Here is a 12311-nt window from a genome sequence, read left to right as displayed (position 1 = left end):
CCGGTTGCATCTGCGGAGCAGAGAGGGGGCGCCGGTCGGGTATGCGATCGGTATCAGGTGGCTCAGCTACCCGAATCGGCGGATGCGGCCAGAACCCGAAGAGCCGCGGCAACGTCGTCACTCGAGACGCCGGCAACCGGCACCAGATGATGCGCCAGGGCCTGCAGGGCGCCGGCTTCCCGTTGCAGCCGTGCGATGGCCTGGCCGGCCTCGCGGGGGGCGGCAAAGCCGGCGCTTTGCAGCAGCAGCCTGCCATCGGCGGTCAGCAGCTTGAAGTAGAACTTGCCATCGGCCTCGCGGTACTGCTTGAACACGGGCAGTTCCGCCTTGTCTGCCTTGGGGGCTGCCCGGGTGGGTGCTGCCGCGCTGGACAACGAGCGCAAACCCACGGCAGTGCGCAATGTCTGCAGGAACGGACGGGCGATGGCACGGGCGCGTTCCGCACCCGCCTGCAGCGTGACCTCGACCTTCTCGGGGTGGGCCATCAGGTCGTCATAGCGCGCACGCATGGGCGCGATCTCCCGATCCACGCACTGGAACAACATCTGCTTGGCCTCGCCCCAGGCGATGCCATCGGCGTAGGCGCGCCGCATGGCGGCAGTCTCCTCGGGTGTCGCAAAGGCCTGGTACAGCTGGAACAGGGCGGAGCCCTCGACCTCCTTGGGCTCGCCCGGCATGCGCGAATCGGTGACGACGGAGCCAATGAGCTTTCTGAGCTGCGCCGGTGCGCAGAACAGCGGGATGGTGTTGTCGTAGCTTTTGCTCATCTTGCGCCCGTCAAGACCCAGCAGCGTGGCCACGTTGTCCTCTATCGCGGCCTCGGGCAGCGCGAAATGATCGCCATAGAGGTGGTTGAAGCTCGCGGCGATGTCGCGTGCCATCTCTATGTGCTGGATCTGGTCGCGGCCCACGGGTACCTGGTGCGCGTTGAACATCAGGATGTCGGCGGCCATCAGCACCGGGTACATGAACAGGCCGGCGCTCACGCCGTCGTCGGCCTCGCGTCCGGCCTCGGCGTTCTTGTCCTGCACGGCCTTGTAGGCATGGGCCCGATTGAGCAGGCCCTTGCCGGTAACGCAGGTCAGGAACCAGGTGAGTTCCGGGATCTCGGGGATGTCCGACTGGCGGTAGAACGTGACGCGCTCGGGATCGAGTCCCGCGGCCAGCCAGCTGGCCGCGATCTCCAGCGTGGAGCGGTGCACGCGCTCCGGCTCCTGGCATTTGATGAGCGCGTGGTAGTCGGCGAGAAAGTAGAAGTTCTCCACCCCCGGCGTACGGGTGGCGGCGATGGCGGGGCGCATCATGCCCGCGTAGTTCCCCAGATGTGGGGTGCCCGAGGGGGTGATGCCGGTGAGAAAGCGCGTGGTGCTCATGGATCAGCGAAGCAAGGCGGTGAATGGCGAAATCAACAGGTCGATGACGATGTAGCCCAGTGACATCAGCGGACGCAGCCACAGCTGCCCCACGATGCCGCCCACGACCAGGGCCAGCACGATGAAGAAGCCATAGGGCTCGATGCGCGCGACGAGCTGCGCCTGCTTCCAGGGCAGCAGGCCGACGAGGATGCGGCCTCCGTCGAGCGGCGGCAGCGGAAACAGGTTGAAGGCCCACATCACCAGGTTCACCGCGATGCCGGCGCGTGCCATTTCGATGAAGAACCGCTCGTGCGTGCCGAGAGCGGCCAGCAGCACCAGCAGCAGCGCCCAGGCCAGAGCCTGTACGAAGTTGGAGGCCGGCCCCGCCAGCGCCACCCACACCATGTCCCGTTTGGGGTTGCGCAGGAGATGGAAGTTGACCGGTACCGGCTTGGCATAACCGAACAGGAACGCACCCGAGGTCGCGAAGTACAGCAGCAGCGGCATCAGTATGGTGCCCACGGGGTCGATATGCCTGAGCGGGTTGAGCGTCACGCGCCCCAGCATGGCGGCCGTGCGGTCACCGAAATGCCGGGCCGTGTAGCCGTGCGCCGCCTCGTGCACCGTGATGGAGAACAGCACGGGCAGGGCATAGATGAGTACGGTTTGAATGAGATTGGAGATGTCCACGGCACCGATTGTGTCAGACGCCGCGCCGGGCGCAGGCCTGGCGCACGCGGTGGCGATCAGCGGGCGCCCTCAGAGCCCGAGGGCCTGCAGGCTGCCGCGCCCCTCGCGCACCACGACCGCCTCGCCACCGGTGCCCATGGCCGTGAGATCGATCACCGTGGTCGGCTCCAGCGGGCAGGCGCCGGCGTCGATGATGCCGTCGAGCTGCTTCTCGTAGCGTTCGCGGATTTCCTGCGGGTCGTTCAGCGGCTCATCCTCGCCAGCCGGGATCAGCGTGCTCGCCAGCAGCGGCGCGCCGTGCAGTTCCAGCAGCATCTGCAGTCCCTTGCGGTCGGGCACGCGCAGGCCTATGGTCTTGCGCTGTGGATGGCAGACGCGCCGCGGCACTTCCTTGGTGGCGTCCAGGATGAAGGTGTAGGGCCCGGGCGTGGCCAGCTTGAGCAGCCGGTACTGGCGATTGTCCACATGGGCATAGCTGGCCAGCTCCGACAGGTCGCGGCACAGCAGGGTCAGGTGGTGCTTGTCGTTGATCTGGCGCAGCCTGCGAATGCGATCGACGGCATCGCGATCGTCCAGGCGGCACACGAGTGCGTAGCTGGAGTCCGTGGGCACGGCGAGGATGTCGCCCCCTGCAAGCAGCGTCGCCGCCTGCTTGAGCAGGCGCGGCTGAGGGTTGTCGGCATAGATCTCGAAATATTGGGCCATGGTGGGTCGCTCAGGCGGCAAAGGGAGCCTTGGGAGCTCGGAGGATGCGGTCGGACAGCAGCTCCCACACGGGTGTGAGCTGTGCGGGCAGGTCGGGCAGGGTGCCAAGGTCGGTATGCGACTCCTCCGGGCCGTGGAAGTCGCTGCCGCGCGAGGCCGCCAGGCCGAACTCCTGGGCCATGTCGGCGTAGATGCGGTACTCGGCGCTCGTGTGGCTGCCGGTGACCACCTCCACCGCCTGGCCGCCAAGCTGTCTGAACTCGGAGAACAGCGCGTACTCCTCGTTGGCGGTGAAGCGGTAGCGTCCCGGATGGGCAATCACCGCCACCCCGCCCGCATCACGAATCCAGCGCACGGCGTCGCGCAGGTCGGCCCAGTAGTGCGGCACAAAGCCGGGCTTGCCCTCCGTCAGGTACTTGCGGAACACGGCGCCCATGTCGCGGCAGACGCCGGTGTCCACGAGGTAGCGCGCGAAATGCGTGCGCGAGATCAATGCCGGATTGCCCGCGTAGCACAGCGCACCCTCATACGCGCCCGGGATGCCGGCCCGGGCGAGCTGCTCGGCGATGTCGCGTGCGCGCTGGTCTCGCCCGCCGCGTGTGGTGGCCAGACCGCGCGCCAGCTGCGCGTCGTCCGCGTCGAATCCCAGCCCGACGATATGCACCGTAGTGCCGATGAATGTGACGGATATCTCCGTGCCCGTGAGGTAGTCCATGCCCAGCGCATGCGCGGCGGCCGCGGCGCGGTGCTGGCCGCCGATCTCATCGTGGTCCGTCAGCGCCCAGAGCCGCACGCCGTTGGCGTGCGCGCGCGCGGCGAGCTCCTCTGGGGCGAGGGTGCCGTCGGATACCAGCGAGTGGCAATGCAAGTCGGCGTTCAGTGAATGAGACACGGTTTCATTGTAGGTGGCGACGCTTTCGTGCGCGGTCGCAGGGGGCTTGCGAGACGTGGCCCGGTTGAATGTAACGACAGGTTAAGTAATCGCAGCTCGTGCCGATAATCCATGTGCCCTTGTTGGCAAGTACTTGTGAGGCTATCCTTACCACGCCGTGGTTTCTTTGCTATGAATATTCATGATCTGTCCGTGTCGCGCAAGCTCTGGGCCCTCGTTCTGGGCCTGATGCTGTCCATGTCGTTGTTGTTGGGAGGGGTGCTGACCTACATGGTGCGCGTGGACGACGAAGCCGCGCGCGTCGTGCAGTTCAATCAGGATCGCATCAGCCTTGCCCTGCGCTGGAAGGGGCTGACCGCGGTGTCCGTGGATCAGGCCGTCAATGCCCTGGCCACGTCCGATGAGTTGTTGATGACGCGCCTTCAGCAGAAGGTCAAGGCGGGCATCGAGAGCATCAACGAGGTGCAGAAGCAGGTGGAGGCAGCAGTAACCACTGCCGCCGGCAAGGCCCAGATCGAGCGTATCGCGGAGGCCCGCAAGGTGGTACTGGCCGAACTGGCCGAGGGCAACAGGCGACGCGCCGACGGTGACATTGCGGGCGCGCAGGGCATTGTCGAGAACAGGCTCATGCCGGCCGTGACCCGCTATGTGGCCGAGCAGGACGCGTTCGTGCAGCTTCAGGAGCGTCAGCGCGATGCGGCCAAGCAGAGCGCCGCGGATGCGCGCCGGACTGCCATCTGGGTCGGCGCGGTCATTGCCTTCGTCGTGGTGAGCCTGGGCCTGCTGCTCGCGCACCTGCTGGTGCGCTCCATCACCACGCCGCTGACACGCGCCGTGGGGCTGGCCGACCAGATTGCCGCGGGCGACCTGACGCAGGACGTGCACGACGAGCGACGCGACGAGCTGGGCCAGCTGCTGCGCGCACTCTCGGCCATGACGGCGCGCCTGCGCGGCGTGGTGGGCGAGGTGCGCTCGGGCGTGGAATCGGTCTCGTCCGCCTCCAGCCAGATCGCCACGGGCAACCAGGACCTGTCGGCACGCACCGAACAGACCGCCGCCAACCTCGAAGAGACGGCGGCCAGCATGGAAGAGCTCACCGCCACCGTGACGCAAAGCGCCGACACCGCACGCCAGGCCAACCAGCTCGCGGCCAACGCGGCCCAGGCGGCCGAGCGCGGCGGCGAGGTGGTGGGCCAGGTCGTGACCAGCATGCAGCAGATCACCGACTCCAGCCGCAAGATCGCCGACATCATCGGCGTGATCGACGGCATCGCCTTCCAGACCAACATCCTCGCGCTCAACGCCGCCGTCGAGGCCGCGCGCGCAGGCGAGCAGGGCCGCGGCTTTGCCGTGGTCGCCGGCGAGGTGCGCTCGCTGGCCCAGCGCAGCGCCGAGGCCGCCAAGGAGATCAAGCAGCTCATCACCACCAGCGTGAGCAACGTGGAGTCGGGCTCGGCGCAGGTGGAGCAGGCGGGCCAGAGCATGCAGGAGATCGTGCACAGCGTGCGCCGCGTGAGCGACCTGATCGGCGAGATCACGGCCTCGAGCACCGAGCAGCGCGACGGCATCAGCCAGGTGAACCAGGCGGTGGCCAACCTCGATCAGATGACGCAGCAGAACGCGGCGCTGGTGGAAGAGGCGAGCGCCGCCGCGGCCTCGATGAGCGAGCAGGCGCAGCGCCTGTCGCAGGTGGTGGCGGTGTTCAACGTGGGCAACATGGGCAACGCTGCGCCGGCGCAGCCGCGCACACCGGCCGCGGCGGCCGTCAGCAAGACGCCCGCGGCTGCAGCCCCTGCGCCACGTCCGCAGGCGGCCAAGCCCCGGCCGGCCCCCGCCGCGCCGCGCATCGCCGCTGCCGCGGCAAGCGCCAGGCAACCAGTGGTCGCAGGCGCGGACGATGACTGGGAAAGCTTCTGAAAACCATAGCGTGCAACGCTGACCAGGCGGCCGCAGCGGCGCATCTGGAGCCTTGAGTCAAACAACGGGGCGGCGATTTTTATAATCGCCGCCCCATTTTTTGCATTTTCTATGCTGACCACTTCCCGCCCCAGCGCCGCACAGCGCCCCTTGCCGTCCCTGATCTTCGCCAGCCGCTGGCTGCAACTGCCCCTGTACCTGGGGTTGATTGCGGCCCAGGCGGTGTATGTGTTTCATTTCTGGGTGGAGCTCATTCACCTGCTGGAGGCCGCCCTGGGCGACGAGCAGGCGCTGCAGGCCCTGGTCACGGGCATCGGCTACAAGAGTGACGCGCCGCTGACCAGCCTGAACGAGACGGTGATCATGCTCGTGGTGCTGGCGCTGATCGACGTGGTGATGATCTCCAACCTGCTCATCATGGTCATCGTCGGCGGCTACGAGACCTTTGTGAGCCGCATGAACCTCGAGGGTCACCCGGACCAGCCCGAGTGGCTGAGCCATGTGAACGCCTCGGTGCTCAAGGTCAAGCTGGCCACGGCCATCATCGGCATCAGCTCCATCCACCTGCTCAAGACCTTTATCAACGCCGGCAACTATTCCGAAAAGGTGTTGATGTGGCAGGCCATCATCCACATCGCCTTCCTGCTCAGCGCCCTGGCGATCGCGCTCACCGACCGGCTGCTGAGCCACAGCCACGGCGACGACGGGCATTGAGCCTCAGGTGGGGCGGGTTCAGCGCTGCACCCCCTCCACCAGAAACTGCACACGCCGCTCGCCGCGCCATTCGTTCACGTCGAGGCGAAAGGCCAGCAGCGCGCGCTCGGGCAGCTGCTCGGTGTGGCCGAACCAGATGGCGTCCACCGGCCGGCCCTGGTGCAGCAGCTTGATCTGCAGGTGGTTGCGTGCCTCGCCCACCAGGCGCTGGCTCAGCACCTGCACCTCCTCGCTGAAGGTGGGCGGGGCAAAGCCCTGGCCCCAGACCTCGCGCTGCAGCTGGTCCACGAGCTCGGCGCGGCAGTATTCGGGCGCGAGCGGGCCGTCGGTCTCCAGGCGCCGGGTGAGGGTGGCCGCGTCCAGCCATTCGCTGGCGACTTGGGCGAAGGCCTGCTCGAAGGTCTCGAAATGCTCCTCGGCCACGGTGCAGCCGGCGGCCATGGCGTGGCCGCCGAATTTGAGGATCACGCCCGGGTGGCGCTTGGCCACCAGGTCCAGCGCGTCGCGCAGATGAAAGCCAGCGATCGAGCGGCCCGAGCCCTTGAGCTCATGCTCCCTGCCGGGCGCACCGCTGGCGGCAAACACGAAGCAGGGGCGGTGCAGCCGGTCCTTGATGCGCGAGGCGACGATGCCCACCACGCCCTCGTGGAAGTCGGGGTCGAACACGCTGATGGCGGGCGGCGGCTCCTCGCCCTCGTCGAACAAATCCTCGGCCAGCAGCATGGCCTGCTCGCGCATGCCGCCCTCGAGCTCGCGGCGCTCGCGGTTGATGGCGTCGAGCTGGCGCGCCAGATCCGCGGCGCGGCCCGCGTCGTCGGTCAGCAGGCATTCGATGCCCAGCGTCATGTCGGCCAGGCGCCCGGCGGCGTTGATGCGCGGGCCCAGCGCAAAGCCGCAGTCGAAGGTGGTGGCGGCCTCGGCCCGGCGGCCCGCGGCGTCGAACAGCGCGCGAATGCCGGCCTGCATCTGGCCCGCGCGTATGCGCCTCAAGCCCTGGGCCACCAGGCGGCGGTTGTTGTTGTCGAGGCGCACCACGTCGGCCACCGTGCCCAGTGCCACCAGCGGCAGCAGGGGTTCGAGCCGCGGCTGGCTGGCCTGGTCGAAGCGCCCGCGCGCGCGCAGCTCGGCGCGCAGCTGCATGAGCACGTAGAACATCACGCCCACGCCGGCGATGGACTTGCTCTCGAAGCCGCAGCCGGGCTGGTTGGGGTTGACGATGGCGTCGGCCGCGGGCAGCTCGGGGCCGGGCAGGTGGTGGTCGGTGATCAACACCGACAGGCCCAGGGCCTTGGCCTCGCGCACGCCGTCCACGCTGGCGATGCCGTTGTCCACGGTGATGAGCAGGTCCGCGCCCTTGTCAAATACGCGTCGCGCGATGGCGGCCGTGAGGCCGTAGCCGTCCACCACGCGGTCGGGCACCAGGTAGTCCACATCGCGTGCGCCCAGAAGGCGCAGCCCGCGCACTGCCACGGCGCAGGCGGTGGCGCCGTCGCAGTCGTAGTCGGCCACGATGACCATGCGCCTGTCCTGCGCGATGGCGTCAGCCAGCAGCGTGGCCGCCTGCTGCACGCCCTTGAGCGCGGCGGGCGGCAGCAGGCGCGCCAGTGCGTCGTCGAGCTCGTCCTTGGCGCGTATGCCGCGCGCCGCGTACAGGCGCGCCAGCAGCGGGTGCACGCCGGCCTGCTCCAGCGCCCAGACGGCGCGCGGGGGAATGTCTCTTTCTATGATTTTCATAGCTGCTCGCGCACACTGGTAAAGCGCTGGGGTCTGAAAAGGCTTTGAATCCGCTGGCCCAGGCCGCGCGGCGCCGTGTGCCAGGCCATGGCGCTGCGCTCGCCGCACAGCGTCAGGCGGGCGCCGCCGCCGCGCGCCACATGGTCCGCCAGGTGGGCGACGGGACCGGCGTCCAGCGCCCGCCAGGCCTCGGCCCAGGCGCGCCAGTCCTCGCGCAGCGCGGCCTCGAGCAGCGTGGTGGGCATGTCCGGCGCGTCGGTGGAGGCGGGTGCCTGGGCCAGGGCGCCCGCGCCATGCACCCAGAAGGCGTTGACGGGCGGCAGGCCGCGCGCGGCGCGCGCGTCGTTGAAGGGGTGGGTGTAGAGCAGCATCTGCATCTCGCTGTGCAGGCGGTGCAGGGCGCGGGCCTGCTGCTTGTCGGGCAGCCAGGGGCTCACGTCGCGGCCCTGCACGCGCTCGAGCGAGGCCGTGACCAGGCCCTGGAAGGGCGCGCCACAGGCCAGCCAGCGCGTGGGCTGGTCGTAGATCAGCGTGATGCCGTCCTCGGCGAACCAGGGCGCGAGTATCGCCAGCAGCGCGCGCGAATCCTCCTCGGTCAGCCGCAGCAGCGCCGGGTCGCCCAGCAGCACATGGTTGGCGCCGGCCTGCCACTGGCAGGGAGTGATGAAGGCCCAGGCCTGTGTCAGCGCATCTTCTGCGCCGCCTTGCAGGCGCTGCCAGGCGGCCCAGGGCGGGGCGTTGCCGGCCAGGTCCAGGTGGCGCGCCAGGGCGCGCTCGTGCGGCGGCGTGGGGTCGGCCTCGCTGCCGGCGTCCAGGCCCGCTGGCGACAGGCGCGCGAGCAGCCGGTCGAGCTGCGGCAGGGCCAGGCCCTGCAGGGCCTGTTGGCATCCCTCGGCGTGGCTTGCGGCCAGGGGGATGAGCAAATGGGGGGTGGGGGACATGGGGCGCTATTGTCCGGGATGCCACAATCGCGGGTTCCGCGCGGCCGGTGAGTCCCCGGCGACGCGCAAGTCTTCCACACCATGCAAATTCCCTACGAACTGGCCCTGGGCTGGCGCTACACCCGCGCCGGTCGCGCCACGCGGCGCAACGGCTTCATCTCCTTCATCTCGGGCGTGTCCATGCTGGGCATTGCGCTCGGGGTGGCGGCGCTCATCATCGTGCTGTCGGTGATGAACGGCTTTCAGAAGGAGGTGCGCGACCGCATGCTCAGCGTGGTCTCGCACATCGAGATCTTCGCGCCCGGCGGCGCCGCGCTGCCCGACCTGGAGCGCACGCTGGCCGAGGCGCGCGCCAACCCCCACGTGATCGGCGCCGCGCCCTTTGTCGCGGCCCAGGCGCTCCTGGCGCGCGGCGAGGACATGAAGGGCGTGCTGGTGCGCGGCATTGACCCCGCGCGCGAGGGCGAGGTGACGGATCTGGCAGCCGAGAACGTGCAAGGCCTCAAGGCCCTGGTACCGGGCGAGTTCCGCGTCATCCTGGGCGCCGAGCTCGCGCAGCAGCTCGGCGTGCGGCCGGGCGACGCGGTGACGCTGATCGCGCCCTCGGGCCAGGTCACGCCCGCGGGCGTGCTGCCGCGCCTCAAGCAGATGACGGTGGCGGGCACCTTCCACTCGGGCCACTATGAATACGACTCGGCCCTGGTGCTCATGGCGCATCAGGACGCCGAGCGCATCTTCCGCCTCGAGGGGCCGACCGGCGTGCGCCTGAAGCTCAAGAACCTGCACGAGGCGCCCGAGGTCACGCAGCAGCTCGCGCGCAGCCTCTCGGGCGACCTGTTGATCCGCGACTGGACGCAGCAGAACAAGACCTGGTTTGCCGCCGTGCAGCTGGAAAAACGCATGATGTTCATCATCCTCACGCTCATCGTCGCGGTGGCGGCGTTCAACCTCGTCTCCACCCTCGTCATGACCGTGCAGGACAAGCGCGCCGACATCGCCATCCTGCGCACGCTGGGCGCGAGCCCGCAGAGCATCATGGGCGTCTTCGTGGTGCAGGGCGCCATGGTGGGCGTGATAGGCACGCTGGCCGGGCTGCTGCTGGGGCTTGGCATCGCCTTCAACATCGACGTCATCGTGCCGGCGATCGAGCGCGCGCTGCACACCAACTTTCTGCCCAAGGACATCTACCTCATCAGCCGCATGCCCAGCGACCCGCAGAGCAGCGACATCGTGCCGATTGCCGTGATCTCGCTGATCCTGGCCTTCGTCGCCACCCTGTACCCGAGCTGGCGCGCCAGCCGCGTCAACCCCGCGGAGGCGCTGCGCTATGAATAACGAAGCTATGGACGCTTACCAGACAAGCGCTGGAGGCCAAAATGTCTTCAAGAACCAGGTGGTGCTCCAGGCCCAGGGCCTGGCCAAGCGTTTCACCGAGGGCCGGCTCGATGTGAGCGTGCTCGGCGGCGTGGACCTGGCCGTGCACGCGGGCGAGACCCTGGCCATCGTCGGCGCCTCGGGCTCGGGCAAGAGCACGCTATTGCACCTGCTCGGCGGGCTCGATGCGCCCACGGCGGGCACGGTCACGCTCCGCGACCAGGCGGTGCATGCGCTCTCGCCCGCGCAGCAGGGGCGGCTGCGCAACGCGCAGCTGGGCTTCATCTACCAGTTTCACCACCTGCTGCCCGAGTTTTCCGCCCAGGACAACGTGGCCATGCCGCTGCGCATACGCCGCCTGCCCTACGAGCAATGCATCACCCAGGCGCGGCAGATGCTGGCCGCCGTGGGCCTGGCCGAGCGCGTCCTGCACCGCCCGGCCGAGCTCTCGGGCGGCGAGCGCCAGCGCGTGGCGATTGCCCGCGCCCTGGTCACGCGCCCGGCCTGCGTGCTGGCCGACGAGCCCACGGGCAACCTGGACCGCGCCACGGCCGATGCGGTGTTTGCGCTCATGCTGCGCCTGGCGCGGGAGCAGGGGACGGCGTTTGTCATGGTCACGCATGACGAGTCGCTGGCGGCGCGCTGTGACCGGGTGCTGCGCTTGGTGGCCGGAGTATTGACGGAAAAATAGGCTGTGCCCCTTTGTGGTGGCGCCCATGCAGCTCCTGGTTTGATAGTAGGCATGGGCCTTGGCATGCTGCGCCCGCTCCCCGGCTTCGTGCGCAAGACGGATGAGCCGGCCAGAGCCGGCGAGTGACTGTCGGTTTTCTTGACACCTGTCCACGCCCGAATAGCTATGGCCCGTGTACGAGGCAGCGTTTTGACCGTCGGTTTTCTTTACACGCAACGATGACTGTTGAGTTGGTGTTGAAGAAAATCCCTTTTGTTTCAATGACTTGCGGCGCGTCCGAATTTTGGTACGGGATATGCTTAAACACGAGGGGGCGGTTTGTGTGCGTCACCAGTTGGAATATTCCCGGCGACCAGGCGGCCTCGTGTGCCAAACCATTCACAGGAGCCATCATGAAACACTTTGCCAAACTTCTGCTTGCAGCGGGTGCGGTTGCCTTCAGTGCCCTGAGCCACGCAGGCCCGATAGTGACCGTTTGGAATGCAGCGGTCGACGGGAGCTGGTCGGCATTTGCGCCCAATCCCGGCGTAACCCAGACGGGTGACACGTTGCATTGGGGTACTCCTACTACAGCAGGCGGCGGTGTTCAGAGCAGCCTGGCGATTACCGACCCCGCGCCAACAAATGTGAATACGATAATCGGCGGCGGCATGCCCGTCCCGCCCTATATTGCCCCCAGCGTCACGCTGACGCACAACAACCGCCCCATCACCGGGAGCTCCCTGACGGATGCGACGCTGGACGTTTCGCTGGTACTGACGCCGGTGAGTCCCGCAGGTTCAGCTCTCCCCCCCGACGTGATCAGTTACCAGATCAGGTTCGTCGAAACGCCGAACAGTAACCCCTGCCCCGTGCCTGGTAGCCCGACTCCCTGCAACGACATCTTCGTGCAGCTTTCTGGCTTCCTCAACCAGAGCTTTACCTATGACGGCAACACCTACTTTGTGAATGCCATCCCGACCTCGGGTGGGGTGCTGAGCACGCTGCCGCCATCCGCATGTGCTGCGGCCGGGCTGGGTGCAGGCTGCTTCGGCTTCACGACGCCGGAAAACGCTAGCACGGCCCTTTCGTTCGGCCTCACCATCTCCACCAACCCGCTGCAGGTACCCGAGCCTGGATCACTGGCCCTGGTGGGTCTGGCGCTGGCCGGCCTGGGCTATGTGGCACGTCGCCGCTCTACCAAGGCCTGATGAGGGTGTGAAAGGCGTCACCGCAATGCGGTGACACCAGGCAGAACAAGGGGCTGCGCCAGGGGCGCAGCCCCTTTGCTTTTGCGCTTGGCATGACAAGTGTCATGT

Annotated in this window: 11 protein-coding genes; 5 read left to right on the top strand and 6 right to left on the bottom strand. The window is 68.0% G+C overall.

The genetic code is table 11. From position 1 onward, the window contains the following. Nucleotides 1-62: 62 nt before the first annotated feature. The 4 genes from ABUE11_RS13730 to ABUE11_RS13715 all read right to left on the bottom strand — a co-directional run bounded on the left by ABUE11_RS13730 (nucleotide 63) and on the right by ABUE11_RS13715 (nucleotide 3642). A complete protein-coding gene (locus ABUE11_RS13730) occupies nucleotides 63-1373 on the bottom strand; it encodes a tryptophan--tRNA ligase (protein WP_367065830.1) in 1311 nt (436 codons plus the stop codon). A 3-nt stretch (nucleotides 1374-1376) separates the two neighbouring features. After that, nucleotides 1377-2045, bottom strand: coding sequence for a site-2 protease family protein (locus ABUE11_RS13725; RefSeq protein WP_367065829.1), 669 nt, complete (start codon nucleotides 2043-2045; stop codon nucleotides 1377-1379). 69 nt (nucleotides 2046-2114) lie between these two features. Beyond that, nucleotides 2115-2750, bottom strand: a complete 636-nt coding sequence (locus ABUE11_RS13720; RefSeq protein ID WP_367065828.1) for an L-threonylcarbamoyladenylate synthase — start codon at nucleotides 2748-2750, stop codon at nucleotides 2115-2117. Between the two features lie 10 nt (nucleotides 2751-2760). Next, the gene (locus tag ABUE11_RS13715) at nucleotides 2761-3642 is read right to left on the bottom strand and encodes a 3',5'-nucleoside bisphosphate phosphatase (RefSeq protein WP_367065827.1); all 882 of its coding nucleotides are present in this window, start codon (nucleotides 3640-3642) and stop codon (nucleotides 2761-2763) included. 171 nt (nucleotides 3643-3813) lie between these two features. Between ABUE11_RS13715 and ABUE11_RS13710 the strand changes: the two genes are divergently transcribed. Together ABUE11_RS13710 and ABUE11_RS13705 are read left to right on the top strand one after the other, a co-directional pair. Next, a complete protein-coding gene (locus ABUE11_RS13710) occupies nucleotides 3814-5559 on the top strand; it encodes a methyl-accepting chemotaxis protein (protein WP_367065826.1) in 1746 nt (581 codons plus the stop codon). Nucleotides 5560-5670: 111 nt separating this feature from the next. Further along, nucleotides 5671-6273, top strand: a complete 603-nt coding sequence (locus tag ABUE11_RS13705) for a TIGR00645 family protein (protein ID WP_367065825.1) — start codon at nucleotides 5671-5673, stop codon at nucleotides 6271-6273. An 18-nt stretch (nucleotides 6274-6291) separates the two neighbouring features. Here ABUE11_RS13705 and recJ read toward each other — a convergent pair whose 3' ends face one another. Both recJ and ABUE11_RS13695 read right to left on the bottom strand, forming a co-directional pair. After that, on the bottom strand, nucleotides 6292-8007 hold the full coding sequence (recJ, locus tag ABUE11_RS13700) for a single-stranded-DNA-specific exonuclease RecJ (protein ID WP_367065824.1): 1716 nt from the start codon (nucleotides 8005-8007) through the stop codon (nucleotides 6292-6294). Continuing rightward, nucleotides 8004-8948 (bottom strand): phosphoglycerate mutase, encoded by a 945-nt coding sequence (locus ABUE11_RS13695; RefSeq protein ID WP_367065823.1) that lies wholly within the window; start codon nucleotides 8946-8948, stop codon nucleotides 8004-8006. The genes recJ and ABUE11_RS13695 overlap by 4 nt, the downstream gene beginning before the upstream one ends. A gap of 81 nt (nucleotides 8949-9029) precedes the next feature. Here ABUE11_RS13695 and ABUE11_RS13690 point away from each other — a divergent pair, with 81 nt between their 5' ends. From ABUE11_RS13690 to ABUE11_RS13680, 3 genes are all read left to right on the top strand, one after another. After that, on the top strand, nucleotides 9030-10283 hold the full coding sequence (locus ABUE11_RS13690; RefSeq protein ID WP_367065822.1) for a lipoprotein-releasing ABC transporter permease subunit: 1254 nt from the start codon (nucleotides 9030-9032) through the stop codon (nucleotides 10281-10283). Between the two features lie 7 nt (nucleotides 10284-10290). Continuing rightward, a complete protein-coding gene (locus tag ABUE11_RS13685) occupies nucleotides 10291-11013 on the top strand; it encodes an ATP-binding cassette domain-containing protein (RefSeq protein ID WP_367068821.1) in 723 nt (240 codons plus the stop codon). Between the two features lie 392 nt (nucleotides 11014-11405). Next, nucleotides 11406-12203, top strand: a complete 798-nt coding sequence (locus tag ABUE11_RS13680) for a THxN family PEP-CTERM protein (RefSeq protein WP_367065821.1) — start codon at nucleotides 11406-11408, stop codon at nucleotides 12201-12203. The last annotated feature ends 108 nt before the right edge of the window (nucleotides 12204-12311 follow it).

This window comes from Oryzisolibacter sp. LB2S, from assembly GCF_040732315.1.
Taxonomy (GTDB): Bacteria; Pseudomonadota; Gammaproteobacteria; order Burkholderiales; family Burkholderiaceae_C; genus Alicycliphilus; species Alicycliphilus soli.
This window is presented reverse-complemented; position numbering and strand designations above follow the sequence as displayed.